Genomic DNA, 22703 nt, shown 5'->3' on the forward strand with positions numbered 1-22703 from the left:
GCTAAATTATCTGCAATGGATATATTTGGCAGGCCAATTCAGACCTACGCTTCTCGCCGGTTAGTTGCGTGTAATCAGGGAGGACGTCATGCATATCAAATCGACCCTCGCGGGCCTTCTGGCTGCGACCATGCTCGCCGGCGCCGGATCGGCCCAGGCCGAGACACTGCGCCTGCTCACCTGGGGCTCCTATGCGCCCGATGAACTGGTGCAGAAATTCGAAGCGGAATATCCGGACATCGATGTTGAAGTCACCTTCTCCAACAACGAGGAAATGATCGCCAAACTGCGCGCGACCGGCGGTGCCGGGTTCGACCTGGCCCAGCCCAGCCATGACCGCATCTACGCCGCGCAGCTGGAATATGACATCTACAAGCCGCTGGATCTGTCCAAGATCGACACCGGCGTGATGGAAGCCAAGCTTCTCGACGGCGTGAAAGCCAACACCACCATCGAAGGCGACGTCTATGCCGTGCCGCACCAGTGGGGCACATCCGGACTGATGGCCGACAAGAGCAAGGCCGCCGACTTCAAGAGCTGGGCCGATCTCTGCGACCCCGCCTACAAGGGCAAGACTTCGATGCGCCTGAAGCGCACGATCCTGCTCGGCACCGCCTTCTCCATGGGCGAGGACCCGTTCGCGGCCTATTCCGATCTTGAGAAATACCAGGGTATTCTGGACAAGGTCGCCGAGAAGCTGATCGAGTGCAAAGGCAACATCAAGGCCTACTGGAAGGGCGGCGACGATCTCTCCGCCATGATGCTTTCCGGTGAAATCGTTGCGTCCGAGACCTGGGACTCCACCGCTTACAAATTGTTCGACCAAAACCCGAACATTGTCTTCGTGCCGCCGAAGGAAGGCGCTCTGGCCTGGATCGACACTTTCGCCCTGCCGCGCAAGGGCAAGGCGGATGATGCGGCCTACAAGTGGATCAACTTCGTGCTGCGTCCGGAAAACGTCACGCTGATGTCTGCCAGCACCGGCGCCATCGCGGCGGTCAAGGGCGGCAAGGACCTTTTGCCGGAAGACAAGAAGGCGGCCGTCAACGCAGCCTTCACCGATGCCGACATCGACAATCTGAAGTTCTTTGCCAACATTCCTCCGGGCGTGGAAGACATGGAAGGCAAGACGCTTGAGAAGATCAAGGCAGCCACCGGCGGCTGATCCCGTCGCAGAATGACGACAACGAGGCTGTCAGACGCTGTCCGCTCTGACAGCCTCATGTTCAAATAAGCCTGAAAAACCGACTTGAGGTTGGCCGCGAGCTGCTGCCCGACCTCCACCTTAACGACCTATCCAGCTGGCCGCGCTCATGAAACAAGATACCCCGACCTACGACCTTGAATGTGTCGACATCGCCAAGAATTTCGGCTCCTTCCAGGCCGTGAAAGGCGTCTCGTTCGACATTCCGAGCGGATCCTTCTTCTCCATTCTCGGTCCGTCCGGCTGTGGCAAGACCACCTTGATGCGCATGATTGCGGGTTTCGAGGATCCTTCCGGCGGCGACATCAAGATCAAGGGCAAGTCGGTGCTCGGCATGCCGCCCAACCGGCGCAACGTCAAGATGGTGTTCCAGCACCTGGCCCTGTTCCCGATGATGAATGTCTACGAGAACATTGCCTATGGCCTCAGATGCGCCGGCTTCGGCAAGGATCACATCAAGCGCAAGGTGCATGACGTCCTGGAACGCATCGCCCTGCCGGATGTTGCCGAACGCGAGATCCACCAGCTCTCGGGCGGCCAGAAGCAGCGCATAGCGATCGCCCGCTGCATGGTGCTCGACCCGGACGTCCTGTTGCTCGATGAACCGCTTGGCGCGCTGGATCTGAAGCTGCGCGAGGCCATGAAGATCGAACTGAAGCTGCTGCAGCACCAGTTCAACACCACCTTCATCTACATCACCCATGACCAGTCGGAAGCGCTGGTGATGTCTGACAATGTCGCGATCATGAACCAGGGTGAGTTCGAGCAGATCGGCACGCCGCAGGAGCTTTACCACCACCCGAAGACCGCCTTCGTGGCCGGGTTTGTCGGCGACAGCAACCGCTGGTCCGGGACCGTGAAAGCCAGCGACGGCAGCGGCGGCAAGGTGGAGACCGACCAGGGCCTGCCGATGAGCTTCTCCGCGGCTGCCGGCCAGCGCATCTCTGAAGGCAGCAAGGTCGAGATCTTTGTCCGCCCCGAATTCATTCACGCCGTGCGCGTGTCCGACATGGGCACATCCGGCCAGGAGGGCGACAACCAGATGGACGGCACCATCGACAGCCTGCTCTTCAACGGTGCCAACAGCCGTGTGCTGGTGCGCACCGGCAGCGGTGAACTGATTGAATCCGACGTCACGCTCACCGGAGACAATGACCTCAAGCCCGGCGAGGACGTTCGCCTCGTCTGGTCGTCGAAACAGGCCATGTGTTTCACCCGCCCGGAGGGCGCGTGATGCAGAAGGACATCAAACGTCTGACGCTGATCCTGCTGTTTGCGCCCTTTGCGCTCTGGATCGCGCTGCTGATCATCCTGCCGCATATCGGCATGGTGATCCTGTCGCTGAAGGAAAAGGTCGCCCCGCGCGTTTATGAATACAGCTTTGCCAACTATCTGGAATTCATCAACGAGCCGATCTACTGGAACACACTTCTGCGCACCGGATCCATGTCGCTCCTGGTAACTGCCCTGGCGCTGCTGATCGGGTTTCCGATCGCCTATTACATCGCCAAGATCGCCGGCCCGCGCGCCCGCGGCGGCCTCTTTCTGCTGTGCCTGATCCCGCTCTGGGTCTCCGACCTGATCCGCTCCTTCGGCTGGATCCTGCTGCTGCGCGAAACCGGCGTGATCTCCAACTTCCTGCTCTGGACCGGCCTGATCGGCCAGCCGGTGGAGTTCCTCTATAATGATGCCGCCGTCATCGTCGGCCTTGTCTATACCGTCATCCTGTTCATGATCGTGCCGCTGGTGTCCACGCTCGACGGCATGGACAACTCGATGATCGAGGCGGGCTACAATCTTGGCGGCAACGGCTTTACCGTGTTGCGCCGGATCATCATCCCTTATGCGATGCCGGGCATCGTCGCCGGCTGCATCGTCACCTTCATGCTGACGGCCGGCTCCTACCTGACCCCGATCCTGCTCGGCGGCAAGAACTCCTCCTGGTTCACTGAACAGATCTACAACCAGTTCATCACGCGGTTTAACTGGGAGGGCGGCGCGGCCTTCGGCATGCTGCTGTTGCTCTTTACATCGCTCGTCATCTGGCTCGGCCTGAAGCTGTCCGGTCAGACGCTCGCCAACACCGTCGCCAAGAGCTGAGGAGGACAGAAATGCTTGCGCAAAAGAAATCCTCCCCGTTCCTGCTCGGCTACCGGCTCTACGTCGTCGCCTTCTTCATCTTCCTGGCGGCGCCCCTGATCTCGGCCGGCGCCTTTGCCTTCAACGACAGCCTGTTCCCGGCCCTGCCGTGGCAGGGCTTCACGCTGGACTGGTTCTTTTCCGACACGGAGCCCAAGCTCGGCATGTTCCATGACCGGCGCCTGCTGCAGGGGCTGTACTACTCCTTTGTCATCGCCATCTTTGTCGCCGCGCTTTCGGTCTTTGTCGGAACCACGAACGCGTTCCTGTTCGTACGTGGCGAGTTTCCGGCCAAGAATTTCTTTTACATCCTGATGGTGGTGCCGCTGGTGATCCCGGGCGTGATCCTCGGCATCTCGATCCTCGTGCTGGCCAGCGACACGGCAAATTACGTCGAAAACCGCTTCGACCTGGAGCTGGAATTCCTGCGCCCCGGCATCCTGCTTGTGGTCCTCGGCCAGTTCTCCTTCATCGCCACGATCACCTCGCTGGTGATCACGGCGCGGCTGAAGAAATTCGATGCCACCATGGAAGAAGCCGCCTTCAATCTCGGCGCCAGCCGGGCGCGCGTTCTGCGCACAATTACGTTGCCCTTCCTGCGGCCAGCCATGATCGCCGCCGGTATCGTCGCCTTCCTGGTCTCCTTCGAGAACTTCAACACGACACTGTTTCTCGTCGGCTCCGAAGCGCCGCTCACGATCACCATGTATGATCGCATGGCCAAGGTCGGTTCCACACCGGTCCTCAACGCGGTCTCCTTCGTGTTGATGGTCGGCTCCGGTCTGCTGGCGCTGCTCTCCATTCTGGTCCAGCGCGACAAGTCGGCGGGGTAGGCAAGGACATGTCGGAGTATGACTTTGTCATTGTGGGCGCCGGCTCGGCGGGCGCCGTCCTGGCAGACCGCCTGTCGGAAGACGGCAAATACACTGTCTGCGTGCTGGAAGCCGGCGGGTCGGATCTGAATCTTTGGATCTGGATGCCGATCGGCTACGGCAAGGCCTTTTACAACAGATCCATCAACTGGATGTATTCCACCGAGCCGGATCCGGGGCTCAACAACCGGTCCGGCTACTGGCCACGCGGCAAGGTGCTCGGCGGCTCCAGTTCGATCAACGCGATGGTCTATATCCGCGGTCAGCACGCGGATTTCGAGGACTGGAAAGCCATGGGCAATCCGGGCTGGGGCTGGGACGATGTCCTGCCCTATTTCAAGCGGTCCGAATGCAACGAAGACGGCGCTGACGACTTTCGCGGCGGCGACGGCCCGCTGCACGTGTCCAGCATGACAAAGAGTGTCCATCCGCTCTGCGCACATTTTCTGGACGCCAGCGAAGACGCCGGGTTTCGCCGCAACCCGGATTTCAACGGCAGCACGCAGGAAGGTGTCGGTCTTTACCAGATCACGGCCCGGAACGGCTTTCGCATGTCGACCGCCAGGGCGTATCTCTCGCGCGCGAAAAAACGCAAGACCGTCGACATCCTCACCAGGGCGCACACCACACGTCTTGTTCTGGAGGATGGCCGGGTCACCGGTGCCGTCTACAGCCAGGGCGGCGAAGAAAAAACGGTGCGGGCGCGGCGGGAGGTGATCCTCAGCGCAGGCGCCGTCAACTCACCACAGATTCTGATGCTGTCCGGCATCGGCGACGGTGAAACTCTCAAGGCAAAAGGAATTGCCCCGAAGGTCCACGCTCCTGCTGTCGGCCGGAACCTGCAGGACCATCTCGGCCTGGACTATCTCTACCGCTCGAAAGTGCCGACGCTGAATCAGCAGCTCTATCCCTGGTGGGGCAAGCTTGCCCAGGGCATCCGCTATGTCCTGACACGGAGCGGCCCGCTGTCGCTCAGCGTCAATCAGGCCGGCGGGTTTGTGAAGAGCAATCCGGACTGCGAGCGGCCGAACATGCAGCTCTATTTCTCACCGGTCAGCTACACCAAGGCGCCCAAGGGCAAACGCCCGCTGATGAACCCGGACCCATTTCCCGGCTTCCTGTTGGGCATGCAGCCCACCCGTCCGACGAGCCGCGGTCATATCGGCTTGCGTTCGGCAAACCCGTTCGACGCACCGGAAATCCACCCGAATTCCCTCAGCACCAACCACGATCTCAACGAGATGATCGAAGGCTGCAAACTCCTGCGCAAGATCGCCGCGAGCCCGGCGCTGCAGTCGGTGATCGACACGGAGATCACCCCCGGCCCCGCCGTTCAGTCGGACGAAGACATGCTGGAAGATGCGCGCAACCGCGCCTCAACCGTGTTCCACCCGGTCAGCACCTGCCGCATGGGACCGGACAGCGGCGAGAACGTGGTTGACGCGCGGCTGAAGGTCTATGGTGTCGAGGGCTTGCGTGTGGTCGACGCCTCGGTCTTTCCGACGGTCACCTCCGGCAACACCAATGCCCCGGCCATCATGGTCGGCGAGAAGGGGGCCGATCTGATCCTGGAAGACACGCGGGCAGCTTAGGAGATCCGATGACACAGGCGTTGTTCGCAGACGGATACAAGACGACGCCCTACTGGCAGGACGTGGCACCATCTGTCCCGCTGCCCGACACGGCTCTTCCGTCGGACATCGATGTGCTGATCGTCGGCGGCGGCTATACCGGGCTGAACGCCGCCCTTCAGACCGCCGGTGTGGGCATCGGCACGCTGGTGCTGGATGCCGAACACCCCGGCTGGGGCTGCAGTTTGCGCAATGGCGGTCAGCTTTCCACCAGCCTCAAGCCATCCTTTGCAGCCCTGACCAGGAAATACGGCATCGAGCTTGCCACGCAGCTCTGTCTCGAGGGCCAGGCGTCGCTCGACTACATGCACACCCTGGCCAGCGAAGACGGCATCGACATGGGCCTCAAGGAGGTAGGCCGCTTTCATGGCGCCCACAAGCCGCATCTGTATGACAGGCTGGCACAGGACAGCGCTGCAGGACACCCGGTCTGGACCACCGACACTTTCATGGTGCCCCGGGCCGAGATGGCCAGCGAACTCCGCACCGACGCCTATCACGGCGGCATCGTCTTTCCGCATCATTGCAGCATCGATGTCGGCACCTATCACCCCTCGCTGCTGAAAAAGGCGCTTCGCACGGGCGCAATGGTCAAGGGCGCCTGCCGGGTGCTGTCGATCGAACGCGGCTCCGGCGGCTTCAACGTCCTGACAACGGAAGGCGCGGTCAGGGCCGGCAAGGTGATCCTTGCCACCAACGGCTATTCCGGCGCCCTCTCGCCCTGGCACCAGCGCCGCCTCATCCCCATCGGTTCTTATGTGATTGCCACCGAAGAACTGCCAAGTGACCTTGTCGACAGACTGTTCCCGACAAACAGAGTGCTCTCCGATACGCGGAAGCTCGTCTATTACTATCGCCTGTCACCAGACCGGAAACGCGTTCTCTTCGGCGGCCGCGTCTCTTTGAGCGAAACCGATCCGCGCAACAGTGCCCTCAAGCTGCACCGGGACATGACGGCTCTTTTTCCCGAACTTGAAACAACAAGGATCAGCCACGCCTGGATGGGGTTTGTCGGCTACACGTTCGACACGCTAATGCATGCCGGCGAAGACAACGGGCTTTATTTTGCCGGCGGCTATTGCGGATCGGGCGTCGGCATGGCGAGCTATCTTGGCATGCGCATCGGCCAGAAAGCGGCCGGCCTTGAGAAGGCCCCTTCGGCTTTCGAACGCATCCCCTTCCCGACCAGGCCGTTCTACACCGGCACGCCCTGGTTCCTGGCCCCCTCGGTTCTGGTCTACCGGATGCGGGACAAGTTCGGGATCTGAGACGTCAAAGCCCCCTCACATCATCCCCCAACACCCGGCAACCGCGCCGCAAACGCGACCTCATCCTGAGGAGGACCGAAAAGCCCGTCTCGAAGGATCGGCCCCTTGTCTCGGAGACAGCAGCCGATCCTTCGAGACGCGCGCAAGCTCGCTCCTCAGGATGAAGCAGAGCATGTGGGAGAGTCGGCTGGAAAAGACCTAAACCCGCGCGCCCGCGCGCATCATGTCCACGGCCTTTTCGGCGATCATCACGACGGGAGAGGCCGTGTTGCCGGAGACGATTTTCGGCATGATCGAAGCATCGATCACACGCAGGCCCTCCAGGCCGCGAACCCGCAGTTCGGGATCGACCACCGACGCCTCATCCGCCCCCATGCGGCAGGTGCCGACGGGGTGGAAGATGGTGGTGCCGATATCGCCGATCCTTGTCAGAAGCTCTTCGTCACTCTCGACCTTCGGTCCGGGCAGGATCTCCTCCGGTCGGTAGGCCGAAAGTGCCTTTGCGGTCATGATCTTGCGTGCCTGACGGACGGACTTGACCGCGATGTCCTTGTCCTTTTCAGACGACAGGTAGTTGAGGCGAATGTCGGGCTGCGCCCGGTTCCCCTCCTGGGTGACATGGACGGAGCCAACGCTTTCCGGCCTGAGATTGCAGACCGACATGGTGATTGCCGGGAACGGATGCAGCGGATCCCCAAGCTTGTCGGTTGACAGCGGCTGAACATGATATTCCAGGTCCGGCGTTTCCAGAGACGGGTCAGACTTGGTGAACATGCCGAACTGGCTCGGCGCCATGGACATCGGGCCGGATTGGGTCAGGGCATATTGCAGGGCGATCTTCGCCTTGCCGAACAGGCTGTTGGCCATCGTGTTGAGGGTCCTGGCGTTTTCCACCTTGTAGACCGTCCGGATCTGCAGGTGATCCTGCAGGTTCTCGCCAACACCAGCGCTTTCATGGCGCACGTCCAGACCACGCTCCTTCAGAATATCCGGCGCACCGATACCCGACAGTTCCAGGATCTTCGGCGAATTGATCGCCCCGGCGGCGAGCAGCACTTCTCGCTCAGCCATTGCCGTCAGGCTGCGGCCCTTATGCGTGAAGCGAAGGCCTGCGACGCGTTTGCCCTCCAGAACAAGACTGTCCGTCTCCGCATGGGTGAGCACGCGCAGGTTCGGACGTTTCATGGCCGGGCGCAAAAAGCCCTTGGCGGTGTTCCAGCGCACGCCCTTCTTCTGATTGACCTCGAAGAAGCCGCTGCCCTCATTGTTGCCGTCGTTGAAATCCGCACGCGGTTCGATCCCGAATTCCCGGGCCCCTTCCTGGACGGCCTTCAGGATGTCCCATTCAAGCCGCTGCTTGGCGACCTTCCATTCTCCGTTCTCGCCATGCATGTCGGTCTTGCCGGCATAATGGTCTTCCGATTTCAGGAAGTAGGGCAGGACGTCGTCCCAGGACCAGCCGACATTGCCAAGCTGCCGCCAGTGATCATAGTCGGCCGCCTGGCCGCGCATGTAAATCATGCCGTTGACGGACGAGCAGCCACCCAGAACCTTGCCGCGCGGATAGACCAGGCTGCGACCGTTGAGCCCGGGCTCTGCCGCGGTTTTCATCATCCAGTCCGTGCGCGGATTGCCGATGCAATAAAGATAGCCGACCGGGATATGCACCCAGTGGTAATTGTCCGAACCGCCTGCTTCCAGCAGCAGCACCTTCACCGACGGGTCTTCCGTCAGACGGTTGGCGAGAACACAGCCGGCCGTTCCTGCCCCGACGATGATGTAGTCGTAGGTTCCATCCAATCTGTCCGGCGCGCTCATGAAAAGTCCGTTCTGCTTCTGGGTTTTTGCGATTGTTAGTATGAGCACTCTGGGCGCCAGGAAAAAAGGTAGCCCTTGAGCCTAGTATCGGACAACGAGTTTTCCGATCATCGCGGCTTTTTCGATGATCCCGTGTGCCTGTTTCAGGGTCGCGGAACTCAACCCGTTCAGCACCCTGGTCTCAATTGTCGAGATCACGCCGTCTTCCACAAGGCGTGCCATGCGGGCAAGGATCTCGCCTTGTCGGTGCATGTCCGACGTGCCGAAAAGCGAGCGAGTGAACATCAGTTCCCACATCAGCGCGGCGGATTTTCCCTGCAGTTTGGAAATGTCGAGCGTGTCCGGTGTCTCGACAATCGTGCCGATCCGTCCCTGCGGCGCGATCAGCTCGCACATGGCGTCCCAGTGCTGGGCCGTATCGGCGTATTGCACGATATAGTCGACATGCTCAAACCCGGCGGCACGTGTGCTCGCAACGAGATCACGGTGATCGACGACGTGATGGGCGCCCATCTTGCAGCACCAGTCGGCTGATTCCGGTCTGGACGCCGTCGCAATCACCGTTGCATTCGTCAGCTTGCGGGCGATCTGGGTCGTCACCGATCCGACACCGCCCGCGCCACCGATCACAAGCAGCGTGAAAGGCCGTTCATCCGACGGCACTTGAAGCCGTGAGAACAGCATCTCCCAGGCGGTCAGGCTGACCAGAGGCATGGAGGCAGCTGCCTCAGGCGATGTACCTTTCGGGGCCTTCGATACGATCCGATGATCGACGCATTGCATCTCGCCATAGGAGCCGGGCCGATTGGCATCGCCCGCATACCAGACGCGATCACCCGGCTCAAAACCGGTCACCGCGCTGCCGCAGCTCTTGACGATACCGACGGCGTCATAGCCGAGCACAAAGGGCGTTCCATGCGGCTTTTCAGCCGCTGTCCGCACCCGGCGTTTGGCGTCAGCCGGATTGACCGAAACACCTTCAACGGAGACCAGAAGGTCCGTCTCTCCCGGCACGGGATCGTCGAGCAGGACATCCAGGAGGCTCTCGGCATCCGTAATCGCCAGCGATTTGTAGAACCCTACGGCTTTCATGTCACAGGTCTCTCGGATTGCACAGTGCCGCCAACTCGGACCAGACCGGCCGCATGGCTTCAACCAGCTTCAGATAGATGGTGTAGCGGCTGTCATAGTGGGGTTTCATGGCCGGGTCAGGCTGGTGATGACACTTTGTCCGCGTCATGGCCGCTACCGCGTCTTCGTAATCTGCAAAGAGACCACCGCCGATACCGGCTCCGATTGCAGCCCCCAGCGCCCCGGTCTCCTGCGCCTCGGCAACACGGATCGGAACCCCGAGGCAATCTGCAAACATCTGCGGCCAGATCGGACTGCGCGAGCCGCCCCCCGATAGAACAGCCTCGTTGAATGGAACGCCGGACGCGGTCAGCGTTTCGATATGCCGGCGATGTTCAAACAGGACACCTTCAAACAAGGCCCTCAAGAGATGGCCTTCGCCATGCCAGCCGGCCAGACCGTAAAAGCCCGCGCGAAAATCAGCTGCCTGCCCAGAGCCATAGAGAAACGGATGGAAGAACGGATCATCGATGGCCGGCGCGACCTCGCCGATCACATCATTACAGTAGCCAAAGGGATCGTCGTGATGCCTTCCACGCTCGACCAGTTCACGCACATACCATTCCAGATTGGCCGCGGAGGTGGCGCTGGCTTCGATATTGACGAACCGGCCGGGCGCGAAGCCCGCCGCCATGAAGATGGCGGGATCATTGAGCGGTTCCCTTGAAAACACCTGATTGATGCTCCAGGTGCCGGCAATAATCGAGGCCTCGCCCGGACGCACCACGCCAGACCCGAGCGCGCTGGCGACGACGTCGAAATAACCTCCGCCAACAGGCGTGCCCTCGGCAAGTCCTGTTGCGGCTGCCGCCGGCGCGGTGACGGTGCCGGCAATCTCTGCCGGCGCCACCAACCGGGGCAAAAGCGCCGCGGCATCCTGCAGACCAAACAGGTCCAGAATATCCGGGTCATAGCGGCAGTCCGGCATGCGGAGAAAGCCGCAGCCCGACATGTCGGAAATATCACTGACGCGTTCACCGGTGAGCTGATAGGTGATGAAATCCTTGCACAGCATCACTGTCCCGGCTGCATCATAAAGCTCAGGCCGGTTGGACCTGATCCAGCTGAGGAGAGAAGGTGTCTGCGATGGCCAGGGTTTCTGCAGGCTGAGCGCATGCAGCTGCTCGCCATGGCGTTGGGCCAACGTCTCCGCATGGTCGGCGGCACGTGTATCGAGCGACTGAATGCCGAGAAGCGGGTCGCCTGCCTTGTCGAGCAGGTAAAGCCCGTTGCCGTGCCCGGCGCAGCCGACGGCTGCAATTTGCGTGGGATCAATCGCCGCCTTTTCAAGGCAGGCCCGGATCACGTGCTGAGCATTCTGCCAGAGTTCGACAAGCCCCCGCTCCACATGCCCGGGCCGGGGTGACAGCGACTGGCCGTCCAGCGCCGCCATCGCAATCTGGCGCCCGGCCAGGTCGAACAGCACCGCCTTGATCACCGTGTTGCCCGCGTCCAGACCCAGCAGATATGTCGTCTCGTCAGCCACGATTGTAGATGTCCCATGCTTCGTCGCCATCGACGCCCTGGTGAATCATCGCCATCAGGGCAGCGACAACCGCTTTCGGGTTGTCATGCTGATAGATATTGCGCCCGTAGACCATGCCTTTCGCACCCTGCTGCATGAGTGCAGCCGATTTTTTCAGGACGGTCTGCAGATCTTCCTTGCCGCCCCGCGCACAAGGACCGGTACCCTGGCCGCTTCGACGACACGGTGGAAATCGTCCGGGTTGTCAGTGGGGTCAGCCTTGATGATGTCGGCTCCCATCTCGCTGGCCAGCCGCACGAGGGTGACGATCTTGTCCGCATCGCCATCGACCTGGTAGCCGCCGCGAATATCGTTAGGCAGCATCACCAGCGGCTCGATCATCAAGGGCATGCCGTATTTATGGCAGGCCGCGCGAACGCGCGAAATGTTTTCCACGCATTGGCGAAACAGGTCCGGTTCATCAGGAAGCATGAACAGGTTCACCACCACACAGGCGGCATCCATCTCCAGCGCCCCAATGATCGGATCGTCCGCGTTCTGAAGCATCGACCACATGACCCGGTGGCGCTGATCGTTATAGGGATTGCCCATGTCGATCCGCATCACCAGTGCCGGCTTGTCCTTTTCCGGGCGCGCCTGCAACAGGTCGGCCTGGCCATAAGCCATCTGGATCGCATCTGGTCCCGCCTTCACGAGCGTATCAACCACGGCGGCCATGTCCTCCAGGCCAAACATGAAGCTGGGCTCGTTGCAGACACCGTGATCGACCGCTACATCGAGGCAACCGCCATGGGTGAACATCCGGTTCATGCGGACTTTCGGGCTCAAACGCATATTCTGCTCCTGCTGATTTCTTCGTTCTGCGGCGCTTCAAGAGAGACGCCGTGATAGGTTTCAAGCTCGTCTATGAGGGTTCTGCGCTGACGGGCCATGTCTTCGACGGACCACCCCAGCTCTGCCGCGACGATCTCTGCCAGCCTGTCGACCAACTCCAGGCTGAGCTGGCCCCGGATCGCCAGAGTCGTCCGGCGCAGCACGATGTCGGCAAGTGTGACGACCCATTCGCTGCTGGCCAGCCAGGCGATCTCTGCTTCGGTGATTTCGCTCGTTGCGCCCAGTCGGGTGTCATCGTCACGGGCCTGGCAGAAGGCGAGAACTTCCCGTGCCGCCGTGCCATAGGTCGCAGCGCAATACGCTGCCCGCTTCTGGTCAATGCCGAAACTGGAAACGAGATCCCGTTCCAGGATCGCGGCCGCCTGGGGGAAGTTCCTGCCGCCACCGATGGGCAATTCGAGCGTCCCGGTCTTGCGTGTGTGGCCGAGGGCCGCCAGAACCTCATCAGTAGTCTGCTCGGCAAAGGCGCGGAAGGTCGTCCACTTGCCGCCGATCATGCAGATCTGCGGCACCGCCCCCTCAAGGCGCTGCGTGAAATGTCCGCGGGAGATCCGGCCAGTGAAATCGTGATCGCTCTTTGGAAGGGGGCGAATGCCGCTATAGCTGAAGACAATGTCTTCGGCGCCGAACGCAAGATCGGGAAACACCAGCCGGAGCGAGTCCAGAATATAGGCCTCCTCCTCCGGCTCACAGCGCACACGGCGCGCAGACGCCACCCGAATGTCCGTCGATCCGGCAAGTACCTTGCCGAAAAACGGAAAGACAATGCAAACCCGGCCATCTGAATTTTCGAAATAGACCATATGACCGCCAAGCGCGGCTTCAAGCTCCGCATTGTCCAGAACGAGATGCGAGCCCTTTGTGCCGGAGACCAGCGCATCGTGGCCGGTATTGCCCGAAAGTTCGTCAATCGCATCATCCAGCCAGGCGCCGGTTGCGTTGACAATGATTTTGGGCGCAACCGGCAGGGCCTGGCCGGTCAGTCCGTCTTCAACGCAATAGCCGTTCCCCTCGGGTTTCAGGCAGGCATAGTTGAGGACGGCACAGTCCGGCGCGCGCTCCACGGCATCTTTGAGCAATTCAAGGCCGAGACGTTCCGGTTGGCTGATCCAGGCGTCGTGGTAGGTCGCTGAGCAGCGGATCGCATTGGTCAGTTTCGGCCACCTTATACGCGTGGCCGATGCACCGTCGAACCTGTGTTTCGGCAACAAACGGCGCTTGCGCGTCACCCAGTCATAGAGCGTCAGGCCGAGCTTGATCGGCAAGGCTCCCCTGTTGGCGGGTTTGCCGGACACACCGAGAAAACTCGCTGCGCTGTTCAACAGCCCGGACAAATAGGACGTGATCGGGATGACTGTCGGCAACGGGTGCACCAGATGCGGCGCGTTGACCAGCAACGCGTCGCGTTCCCGCAAGGACTCTCGCACAAGATCGAATTCGCCGTTCTCCAGATATCGCAAACCGCCATGGATCATGCGCGACGGCGCGGCGCTGCAACCGGAACAGAAGTCATTTTTCTCAATGAGAAGCACTTTCAGCCCCTGCAGCGCCAGATCGCGATAGACGCCGATGCCGTTGATGCCGCCGCCGACAATGACTGCGTCGAATGCACCGTCGCGGGCTATCCGGTCCCATATGGTCTGCCGTTCTGCGGACATGCCTCTCCCGTTCGCCGAAGCTGCCTTCGGCGCCCTTCCGTCTCAGTAAGTGGTGACTGACTTAAGCGGCGAGCTCAGTCAGGTGGACAGCAGCGGCCGCGCCGATGACGTCGATCTCTTCCGTTGTCAGACGCAGCCGTCCGGCCTTGGCGTTTTCGGCCGCCTGGTCCGGGTTCCGCGCCCCGCAGAGCGAGAAGGTGATGCCCGGTTGTTGCAGCGTCCAGGCAATAACCACCTGCGCCTTGGTGGCGTTATGGGCCGCGGCGATGGGTTCGATCACCTCCATCAGCAAGGCGACTTTCTGCCGGTTTTCGATGGAAAAACGCGGATTGTCCTTGCGCTGGTCGTCTCCGTCGAACGTGCGGTCCGGTCCGACCTTGCCGGTGAGAAGTCCAAGCGCCAGCGAGGAATAGCTCAGCACGGACACCCCGTTCTGCCGGCACAGCGGGATCAAGGTTGCTTCAATGTCCCGTTTGACCATCGAATATTCTTCCTGGATGGCGTCGAGCTGCCCGGCCGCCACGTAGGCCCTCACGTCATCCGCGGACGTGTTGCTGGCGCCGATCGACCGGATCTTGCCTTGGGATTTCAAGCTCTCCAGTGCCTCCATGGTTTCGTCGATCGGGGTCGTTGGGTCCTGCCAATGCGTGATGTAGTGGTCGATTGTTTCCGTACCGAGCCGCTTCAGGCTCTGCTCGACCTCGTAGATGATTGCGTCCTTGCCGAGATAGCGGTGCACCGGCGCGCCGTCATAGTCGAAAAAGTGATTGCCCTTTTGCGTGTGCCAGACGAGGCCGCATTTGGTGGCAAGGACCACCTGGTCGCGGCGGCCCCTGATCGCCTTGCCGACGATCTCTTCGGCAACGCCCTGGCCATAGGCCGGCGCGGTATCGATCAGGGTCACGCCTTCATCAATGGAGGCCCGGATGGCGTAGATCGAACGGGCTTCATCCGTCCCGCCCCACATCCAGCCACCGATGGCCCAGGTTCCGAGCCCGATGGCCGACGCCTTGATGCCGGATCGACCGATTTCGCGCGTCAACATTTCATGCGACATCTTGCTTGCCTTCCATGGTTGCAAGGACCTCACTGGCGGTGTCCTCGTCCAGAATAAGTGAATTGAGATAGTTGCCATTGAGGACCGAGCGGATCGGCCAGACCTTCTCCTCGCCTGAAACAACGCCGATCACGCGCGAACATTGCTGCAGTTCCGAGGGATGCAGGGCGACGAGACGGGAGTTCAGCGCGTAGTCCGCAACACTACCGTCATTCCTGATCAGATAGGCCAGAAACTCGGCGCTGACACCGCTGCCGATAAGCATCTTGCGATCAGCGTCGGGCATCGGATGCAGGTCGTAGTAGCTCGAGCCCGGCGTTGCGATGGACCCGATACCGACCAGGGCCACCGTTGCCCGGCGCGCCAGATCAAGCGCTTCCCGGATGGAGGCGACTTCCATCAGCATGTCGCGCTGTTCCCGGCTTTCGGCAAAAAGCGGTGCGTGCAACTGCATGGCCCGGCCGCCGAGCTTGTCGGCCAGGAGCATGGCCTGATGGTTGACGTCGGTGTGATACTTGCCCTGGACGCCCCCGGTAAAGGGCACGACGGTGACATCGAACTTGCGGTCCGTCTCGATGTTCTGCACCACCGCACCGACCGCCTTGCCACCGGTGATTGCGATGACGTCTCCGTCGCGCAAGGTCTCGACCAGGTGGTTGGCCGCCGCAAGCCCGACCTGCCGGAGTGTGGTTGCCGGACTGCCCTCGACGGCGGAGGTCACCAGTGCCTTTGCGAGCGGTGTCGCCTCTTCCAGAAGGTTTTCAAGGTCGCTCAGACGCTGGAACGGGTTCTCGACATCGATCTTGACCATGCCGAGCTTGCGCCCCTGGGTGATCAGGCGGTTGACCTTGGAGGTCGACAGGTTGAGCAGTTCCGCAATCTCCGACTGTTTCTTGCCCTCCAGGAAATGCAGCACCAGCACCGTGTGCATCTGGCGCATCAGCTCGATATCGGTTTTCTTGTCAGCCATGAAATCCAGCCTTTCGTTATGCGTCAGGCGCGCTTCTTGACCAGATAGTGGTCGATGGAAACAGCGGCGAGCAGGATCGACCCGCGGATGATGTCCTGCCAGTAGACCGAGACATCCAGAAGGGCGAGCGAACTGGAGACAACGGAGAGCAGCACCGCACCCAAAATCGCGCCGAAAATGGTTCCCGAGCCGCCCTTGAGACTGGCACCACCGATCACGGCCGCTGCAATCACATTCAGCTCCATGCCGATGCCGAAAGTGGGTTGCGCGGACCCGAAACGGGCCATGTAGATGATCCCGGCAATGCCACAGAGCGCGGAGCACAGCGTGGTGGTGAAGAAGATCACCCGCTTGGTCCGGATCCCGGAATAGGCGGCGGCCTTCTCGTTGGAACCGGTGTAGAACACCTTGCGGAACAGCGTGGTTCGCCGCAGCATGAAGTCGAAGCCGATCACCACCACCAGAAAAATCAGGATGACCACCGGGATCGGCCCGATCGAGCCCTGACCGATGAACTTGAACTCCGGCGGCAGCGTGAAGAGGCCGAGTGGGCGCCCGCCCGTTCCAAGAAGACAGGCCCCGCGGGCGATCACCATGACGGCCAGCGACACAATGAAGTGGTGCAGGCCGACACGGGTGACAAAAAAGCCCATGAACGCGCCGATACCGGTGCAGGCGGCAATCGAGATCGCGGAGGCCACCCACGGATCGACACCGTTCAGGAACAGCCAGCCGGCGATCACCATGGCCAGTGCCGTGACAGAGCCGACGGAGAGATCGATGCCGCCCGAAATCAGCAGGATGGTCATGCCGACCACCACGATCCCTTCAACGGCGAAGGCCATCACCATGGCGCGCATGTTCACCCAGGTCAGAAAGTAGGGTGAGGCGAAGGACATCACGATGAACAGCACCAGAATGATGGCGATCAGCCCGGTCTCGCGCATCCGCAGGAGGCGGCGTATTGGGGACGCCTCCGGCGATTTGTTCTCTGGTGCGCCCGCCAGCGAGACAGCGTCTTCCATGGTTTCCCCCACTGTTATTGTATGGCTGCCTGGGCGCCGACCGACGCCAGGTGCATGATGTTTTCTTCAGTCATTTCGGTTCCCCGGACTTCACCGCTGATGCGGCCTTCGCGCACCACGAGCACGCGGTCGCAGACACCGATCAGTTCCGGCAATTCGGAGGAGATGACCAGGATGCCGACACCGCTTGCGGCAAGGTTCCTGAGAATGCGATGAATTTCCGCCTTTGCACCGACATCGACACCCCGGGTCGGTTCGTCCAGGAAGATCAGCTTGGGATTGACTGACAGCATCTTCGCGATCGCCACCTTCTGCTGGTTGCCGCCGGACAGCGACGACACCGGATCGGACAAGGCGCCGTATTTGAGATTGAGCCGTGTTCCAAGTGTCTCGGCCTGCGCCTCTTCCTTCTGCCGGACGATCAGGCCCAGGCCGTTGGCCACCTGCTCCGGTTTCAGGGCGGATACATTTCCGGCGATCGGCATGTCCAGAAAGACACCGTCGCCCTTGCGATCCTCGGAGAGATAGACAATGCCCTCCGCAATACTGTCCTGGTAGCTGGCGAGAGCAAGCGGCGTGCCGTTCAGCATCACCTCGCCGCTGACCTCGCCCTCGAGCCGGCAGATGCCCTTGACGATTTCGCTCCGCCCTGCCCCGATCAAGCCGGCAAGCCCCAGGATTTCACCTTTCTTCAGTTGAAACGACACATCCTTGAACCTGGTCCGCTCACTGAGATTACGCACATCCAGAATGATTTCGTCCGACCGCTCGGCCTCGGATTGCTTGCGCGGATACAGCTCATCAATGACCCGCCCGACCATGGCGTTGACGACATCATCCGGTGTGATCTCGGCGACGTTGCGTGTGGTGACGTGTTGGCCGTCCCGGAAGACGGACACCCGGTCGCAATTGTCGAAAATCTCGACCATGCGGTGCGAAATGTAGATGATCGAAATGCCCTTGTCGGCGAGCCGGCGCATGATCCTGAACAGTATCTGCGCCTCCTTTTCCGTCAGCGCAGCGGTTGGTTCATCCAGGATCAGCACCCGGCAGTCGAGCGTCAGCGCCTTGGCGATCTCGACAAGCTGCTGATGAGAGATGGAAAGATCCCGCACCAGGGTTGCCGGGTTGATGTCGACAAGTTCGCCAAGCACATCGGCGGCCTTTATTTCCAGCGCCTGATAGTTCATCAGCAGCGAGCGGCTTGTGTTGGTCGTTGCCATGAAGATGTTTTCTGCAACGGACACATCCGGACAGAGCGCGATTTCCTGGTGCACGAAGCCCACGCCCAGCTTCTGGGCCATGGCCGGAGAGGTGATCTTGACGGGCGCCCCGTCGAAAGCGATCTCGCCGCTGTCGGGCTGCAGGATGCCGTCGATCACATTCATCAGCGTCGACTTGCCGGCACCGTTTTCTCCTGCAAGCGCGTGGATCTCGCCGCGGCGCAGTTCGAAGTCGACACCTTTCAGGGCATGGACAGGCCCAAAGGACTTCGAAAGATTGGAGATCTTGAGGATCACATCGTCGGTCATGACAGCCATCTTGGCATTGCTGTTGTCAGGAAAATACGCTGCCCGCACCTGCACGATCTGCAGGGACAGCGAAAAGCCCGGGGCGAACGCCCCGCCCCGGGAACCGGATCAGCTGGGATCGCGGCCTTCCATGTAGACATTGAGGTCGAAGCTGTCGGCGTTCTCCTTGGTGATCACGGCAAAGCCGTTGTCAACGTAAGGGATCTGCACCGGGTTATAGCCGGAGACCTTGTAGTCGTTGAAGGGGTCGAACACGTCGGAATGCGCTGCCAGAAAGGTGGCCATGAACCCCATGAAACCCTGCATGCCCTGGTTCGGATTGAGCGCCATGTGGATGTTGCCGGCCTTGATGTGTTCCAGCGTGGTCGGCGTGACATCGGCGTGCATGATCAATACTTTGGCTTCAGCCTCCAGCACTGCTGCAACGGCCCCTTCCGCGGAACCGGCTTCCGGAATCCAGAGTGCTGCCAGGTTCGGGTTGGCCTGCAGGATCGAGCCGGTTGCCCGGTAGGCGGCGTTGCTGTCCTGGTTGGTGGCCTGCCGGCCGACCAGCTTCATGTTCGGGTAATTCTCTTCCATATAGGAAATGAGCGCCGTGACCCGAAGATCGTGATTGGACTGGCCCGGATTCTCCAGAACCGCATATTCGGCACTGTCGCCCACCTGGCTGACGATCTCCTCTGCGGCGAACTTGGCTTCGGCCAGGTTGTCGGAAGTGATGTAGGCGGTGCGGTTGGATTTCGGCGAATCCGCCGCAAAAGTAACGATCTCGGTGCCGTTCTCCATGGCGCGGTTGATCGGCTCGATGAACGGATCCGACTGCATCGGGTGCAGCAGGATACCAGCCGGCTGCTTCACCATGTCCTGTTCGAAGGAGGCAATCTGCTTGGTGATGTCGTAGTCCGGCGTGCCGGAAAAGATGGTCTCGCAACCGAACGCTTCGGCTGCCTGCTTGAAGCCCTGATAGACCGGCACCCAGTAAGGATGGCCCGAGACCATCACATTCATGATGTAGGTTTCGCCCGGCTCGCATTTCAAACCATTTGCAGCCGCCGGTGCTGCAGTCATGATCGCGGCAGACACGGCTGCCGATGCCAGAATGGCCTTCACTTTCAAAGCGCCCATAGTTTCCTCCCTAGAGCTGCTCCTCCCGGTCCTGCAGCTCTGCCACCTGATTTCAGCGAGGACTGCAAGAAATTTCATGCGCCGGTTTTTATCCCGACGCGAACAGAGATAAGGGACGCTCAAACTAGGGGTCAAACAGTTTCGGTATTTATTTCTTTTATTGAAAATTATTTCAGATCTTGAACGCAGTGATTAAGAGACGAGCAGACCAGCCGATTCTGTAGAATGTTGAAAATAAATAGAATTTTCGTTCAATTCTTCCTCTTTGAAAGAGGTGGTTCAAAATGCAAGAAACTTGAAAAATCGACACAAGGGGTGTTTGGGACTGAATTTGGCTCGTGGTCCACGTCGTATCTCCCAACATCAAAGAGCCCGCCGGCATGAACCGAGCGGGCTTTTTTGATTTGGTTTTGTGAGCAGGCTTTGATTGTTTTCTGCCCGGTTGCGTCGGGCTTTGCCCTCCTTGTGGGGCCCCGGTCATGTTAAAATCTGTATCCGTTACCAACAAAAAAGCCCGGCTTGTGGCCGGGTTATTTGTTGGTTGCGGGAGCAGGATTTGAACCTGCGACCTTCAGGTTATGAGCCTGACGAGCTACCGGGCTGCTCCATCCCGCGTTATTTTTTGGTTCCGGGTTACCGAAGTATCCAGGAGGGGCTTTTTTTGTGCCCGGACATTTTTGCTTTGTTTGTCCTCGGCTTTCGCCTTCGGGCAAACGGGTCTGCTCCATGGTGCCAGCACCCTGGTGCGTTGAGCTATGAGGTGCTGGGATCCGGATTGACCGGCAAGAGGTTTCATCGTTGAGCAACAAACTGCGATTTGCAGGCCTGGCGGCGACCTACTCTCCCACACCTTAAGATGCAGTACCATTGGCGCTGGGGAGTTTCACGGCCGAGTTCGGGATGGGATCGGGTGGGGGCTCCCCGCAGTGGCCACCAGGCCGGCGAAGCGCAGTTTGCTATTCCCTCACGGCCGCACCGCGCTTTTCAAGCGCTGGCCTGCGGGAGCGCGTCCTGACCGGACGACGGCCGCTTGGCCTTGCGAAGCTTTCGCTTCGAACTGTGTTTCCATGAGGGGTAAAACTGGTCTTGTTTTTGATCATTTCAGGCGCGCTCAAGTAGTCCAAAGGACGATAGCGCACTTAAGATGATCTTTTAGATGCGCGGAGCGCATCTAAAAGATGAACATTGATTAATGAGAGCGATCAAGCCGAACGAGCTATTAGTAAAGCTAAGCTTCATGTGTTGCCACACTTCCACACGCTTCCTATCGACGTGGTGGTCTTCCACGGCTCTTCAGGGAGAACTGGTTTTGAGGTGGGTTTCCCGCTTAGATGCTTTCAGCGGTTATCCCTTCCGTACATAGCTACCCTGCAATGCGGCTGGCGCCACAACAGGTCCACCAGAGGTACGTCCATCCCGGTCCTCTCGTACTAGGGACAGATCCTCTCAATTCTCCTACACCCACGGCAGATAGGGACCGAACTGTCTCGCGACGTTCTGAACCCAACTCACGTACCACTTTAATTGGCGAACAGCCAAACCCTTGGGACCTGCTCCAGCCCCAGGATGTGATGAGTCGACATCGAGGTGCCAAACAATGCCGTCGATATGGACTCTTGGGCATCATCAGCCTGTTATCCCCGGCGTACCTTTTATCCGTTGAGCGATGGCCCTTCCACGAGGGACCACCGGATCACTATGGCCGTCTTTCGACTCTGCTCGACTTGTCAGTCTCGCAGTCAGGCAGGCTTATGCCATTGCACTCAACGAGCGATTTCCGACCGCTCTGAGCCCACCTTCGCGCGCCTCCGTTACCATTTGGGAGGCGACCGCCCCAGTCAAACTACCCGCCACACACGGTCCCGGATATTGTTGTACCGCGGTTAGATATCCATGACGACAAGGGTGGTATTTCAAGGATGACTCCACAAGAGCTGGCGCCCTTGCTTCGACGTCTACCACCTATCCTACACATGTCGTGACGAATACCAGTGTGAAGCTGTAGTAAAGGTGCACGGGGTCTTTCCGTCTGACCGCAGGAACCCCGCATCTTCACGGGGAATTCAATTTCACTGAGTCTATGCTGGAGACAGCGGGGAAGTCGTTACGCCATTCGTGCAGGTCGGAACTTACCCGACAAGGAATTTCGCTACCTTAGGACCGTTATAGTTACGGCCGCCGTTTACTGGGGCTTCAATTCGGTGCTTGCACACCTCCTCTTAACCTTCCAGCACCGGGCAGGCGTCAGACCCTATACGTCGTCTTGCGACTTCGCAGAGCCCTGTGTTTTTGATAAACAGTCGCCACCCCCTGGTCTGTGCCACCCCAATCCGGTTGCCCGAACTGAGGTCTCCCTTCTCGCGAACTTACGGGAGCATTTTGCCGAGTTCCTTCAGCATAGTTCTCTCAAGCGCCTTGGTATGCTCTACCAGTCCACCTGTGTCGGTTTCGGGTACGGTTTATACGGTGGAGCTATTTCCTGGAACACCTTCGCTGCACCCCCAATCCAATAAGGAGATACAACACACGGCATCCGTCACTACCACCAAGCTGCAGAATATTAACTGCATTCCCATCGACTACGCCTTTCGGCCTCGCCTTAGGGGCCGGCTAACCCTGCGCCGATTAGCGTTGCGCAGGAACCCTTGGACTTTCGGCGAGCGGGTCTCTCACCCGCTTTATCGTTACTCATGTCAGCATTCGCACTTCTGATATCTCCAGGACCCCTCACGGGTATCCCTTCGCAGACTTACAGAACGCTCCGCTACCGCGTGCTTACGCACACCCGCAGTTTCGGTGTATGGCTTGAGCCCCGGTACATTTTCGGCGCGGAACCCCTTATTTAGACCAGTGAGCTGTTACGCTTTCTTTAAATGATGGCTGCTTCTAAGCC

15 protein-coding genes, 1 tRNA gene, 2 rRNA genes and 1 pseudogene (1 of these 19 only partly in view) are annotated in these 22703 nt (G+C 60.0%); 6 read left to right on the forward strand and 13 right to left on the reverse strand.

The genetic code is table 11. The features are described from left to right. Window positions 1-88: 88 nt before the first annotated feature. From CHH27_RS17045 to CHH27_RS17070, 6 genes are all read left to right on the forward strand, one after another. Window positions 89-1165 carry an extracellular solute-binding protein gene (locus CHH27_RS17045; protein ID WP_094072647.1) on the forward strand — a complete coding sequence of 359 codons (1077 nt, stop codon included), beginning with the start codon at window positions 89-91 and terminating at the stop codon, window positions 1163-1165. Between the two features lie 148 nt (window positions 1166-1313). Further along, on the forward strand, window positions 1314-2438 hold the full coding sequence (locus CHH27_RS17050; protein WP_094072648.1) for an ABC transporter ATP-binding protein: 1125 nt from the start codon (window positions 1314-1316) through the stop codon (window positions 2436-2438). Further along, window positions 2438-3304, forward strand: a complete 867-nt coding sequence (locus CHH27_RS17055) for an ABC transporter permease (RefSeq protein WP_094072649.1) — start codon at window positions 2438-2440, stop codon at window positions 3302-3304. The genes CHH27_RS17050 and CHH27_RS17055 overlap by 1 nt, the downstream gene beginning before the upstream one ends. An 11-nt stretch (window positions 3305-3315) precedes the next feature. After that, complete coding sequence (locus tag CHH27_RS17060) at window positions 3316-4176, forward strand: ABC transporter permease (RefSeq protein WP_094072650.1); 861 nt, start codon at window positions 3316-3318, stop codon at window positions 4174-4176. Window positions 4177-4184: 8 nt separating this feature from the next. Next, window positions 4185-5807, forward strand: coding sequence for a GMC family oxidoreductase (locus tag CHH27_RS17065; RefSeq protein WP_094072651.1), 1623 nt, complete (start codon window positions 4185-4187; stop codon window positions 5805-5807). An 8-nt stretch (window positions 5808-5815) separates the two neighbouring features. Then, window positions 5816-7114 (forward strand): FAD-binding oxidoreductase, encoded by a 1299-nt coding sequence (locus CHH27_RS17070; protein WP_094072652.1) that lies wholly within the window; start codon window positions 5816-5818, stop codon window positions 7112-7114. 198 nt (window positions 7115-7312) lie between these two features. Here the strand turns inward: CHH27_RS17070 and CHH27_RS17075 are convergent, their stop codons facing one another. The 13 genes and pseudogenes from CHH27_RS17075 to CHH27_RS17135 all read right to left on the reverse strand — a co-directional run. Continuing rightward, window positions 7313-8932, reverse strand: a complete 1620-nt coding sequence (locus CHH27_RS17075) for a GMC family oxidoreductase (protein WP_094072653.1) — start codon at window positions 8930-8932, stop codon at window positions 7313-7315. An 81-nt stretch (window positions 8933-9013) separates the two neighbouring features. Then, window positions 9014-10024, reverse strand: a complete 1011-nt coding sequence (locus CHH27_RS17080; RefSeq protein WP_094072654.1) for a zinc-binding alcohol dehydrogenase family protein — start codon at window positions 10022-10024, stop codon at window positions 9014-9016. A gap of 1 nt (window position 10025) precedes the next feature. Further along, on the reverse strand, window positions 10026-11549 hold the full coding sequence (locus tag CHH27_RS17085) for an FGGY-family carbohydrate kinase (protein WP_094072655.1): 1524 nt from the start codon (window positions 11547-11549) through the stop codon (window positions 10026-10028). Then, a pseudogene (locus tag CHH27_RS17090) lies at window positions 11542-12383 on the reverse strand (class I fructose-bisphosphate aldolase). The gene CHH27_RS17085 and the pseudogene CHH27_RS17090 overlap by 8 nt, the downstream one beginning before the upstream one ends. Further along, window positions 12374-14101: a glycerol-3-phosphate dehydrogenase/oxidase gene (locus CHH27_RS17095; protein ID WP_094072656.1), complete on the reverse strand. Its 1728-nt coding sequence runs from the start codon at window positions 14099-14101 to the stop codon at window positions 12374-12376. The pseudogene CHH27_RS17090 and the gene CHH27_RS17095 overlap by 10 nt, the downstream one beginning before the upstream one ends. Before the next feature lie 61 nt (window positions 14102-14162). Then, window positions 14163-15158 (reverse strand): aldo/keto reductase, encoded by a 996-nt coding sequence (locus CHH27_RS17100; protein ID WP_094072657.1) that lies wholly within the window; start codon window positions 15156-15158, stop codon window positions 14163-14165. Beyond that, window positions 15148-16128: a sugar-binding transcriptional regulator gene (locus CHH27_RS17105; protein ID WP_094072658.1), complete on the reverse strand. Its 981-nt coding sequence runs from the start codon at window positions 16126-16128 to the stop codon at window positions 15148-15150. Before CHH27_RS17105 ends, CHH27_RS17100 begins: the two co-directional genes overlap by 11 nt. Window positions 16129-16151: 23 nt before the next feature. After that, window positions 16152-17153: an ABC transporter permease gene (locus tag CHH27_RS17110; protein ID WP_094074822.1), complete on the reverse strand. Its 1002-nt coding sequence runs from the start codon at window positions 17151-17153 to the stop codon at window positions 16152-16154. 14 nt (window positions 17154-17167) lie between these two features. Continuing rightward, complete coding sequence (locus CHH27_RS17115) at window positions 17168-18685, reverse strand: sugar ABC transporter ATP-binding protein (RefSeq protein WP_094074823.1); 1518 nt, start codon at window positions 18683-18685, stop codon at window positions 17168-17170. 108 nt (window positions 18686-18793) lie between these two features. Next, a complete protein-coding gene (locus CHH27_RS17120) occupies window positions 18794-19753 on the reverse strand; it encodes a substrate-binding domain-containing protein (protein WP_247646303.1) in 960 nt (319 codons plus the stop codon). Window positions 19754-20348: 595 nt separating this feature from the next. After that, window positions 20349-20425 (reverse strand) — tRNA-Met (locus CHH27_RS17125). A 208-nt stretch (window positions 20426-20633) separates the two neighbouring features. Then, window positions 20634-20748, reverse strand: a 5S ribosomal RNA gene (rrf, locus tag CHH27_RS17130). A 260-nt stretch (window positions 20749-21008) separates the two neighbouring features. Continuing rightward, window positions 21009-22703, reverse strand: a 23S ribosomal RNA gene (locus CHH27_RS17135) (it continues 1025 nt past the right edge of the window).

The sequence above is a fragment of the Labrenzia sp. VG12 genome, assembly GCF_002237595.1.
GTDB lineage: Bacteria > Pseudomonadota > Alphaproteobacteria > Rhizobiales > Stappiaceae > Roseibium.

Coding starts and splice junctions, on each gene's coding strand:
- CHH27_RS17045 (WP_094072647.1), top strand. CDS start 89: ATGCATATCAAATCGACCCTCGCGGGCCTTCTGGCTGCGACCATGCTC.
- CHH27_RS17050 (WP_094072648.1), top strand. CDS start 1,314: ATGAAACAAGATACCCCGACCTACGACCTTGAATGTGTCGACATCGCC.
- CHH27_RS17055 (WP_094072649.1), top strand. CDS start 2,438: ATGCAGAAGGACATCAAACGTCTGACGCTGATCCTGCTGTTTGCGCCC.
- CHH27_RS17060 (WP_094072650.1), top strand. CDS start 3,316: ATGCTTGCGCAAAAGAAATCCTCCCCGTTCCTGCTCGGCTACCGGCTC.
- CHH27_RS17065 (WP_094072651.1), top strand. CDS start 4,185: ATGTCGGAGTATGACTTTGTCATTGTGGGCGCCGGCTCGGCGGGCGCC.
- CHH27_RS17070 (WP_094072652.1), top strand. CDS start 5,816: ATGACACAGGCGTTGTTCGCAGACGGATACAAGACGACGCCCTACTGG.
- CHH27_RS17075 (WP_094072653.1), bottom strand. CDS start 8,932: ATGAGCGCGCCGGACAGATTGGATGGAACCTACGACTACATCATCGTC.
- CHH27_RS17080 (WP_094072654.1), bottom strand. CDS start 10,024: ATGAAAGCCGTAGGGTTCTACAAATCGCTGGCGATTACGGATGCCGAG.
- CHH27_RS17095 (WP_094072656.1), bottom strand. CDS start 14,101: ATGTCCGCAGAACGGCAGACCATATGGGACCGGATAGCCCGCGACGGT.
- CHH27_RS17100 (WP_094072657.1), bottom strand. CDS start 15,158: ATGTCGCATGAAATGTTGACGCGCGAAATCGGTCGATCCGGCATCAAG.
- CHH27_RS17105 (WP_094072658.1), bottom strand. CDS start 16,128: ATGGCTGACAAGAAAACCGATATCGAGCTGATGCGCCAGATGCACACG.
- CHH27_RS17110 (WP_094074822.1), bottom strand. CDS start 17,153: ATGGAAGACGCTGTCTCGCTGGCGGGCGCACCAGAGAACAAATCGCCG.
- CHH27_RS17115 (WP_094074823.1), bottom strand. CDS start 18,685: ATGACCGACGATGTGATCCTCAAGATCTCCAATCTTTCGAAGTCCTTT.
- CHH27_RS17120 (WP_247646303.1), bottom strand. CDS start 19,753: ATGACTGCAGCACCGGCGGCTGCAAATGGTTTGAAATGCGAGCCGGGC.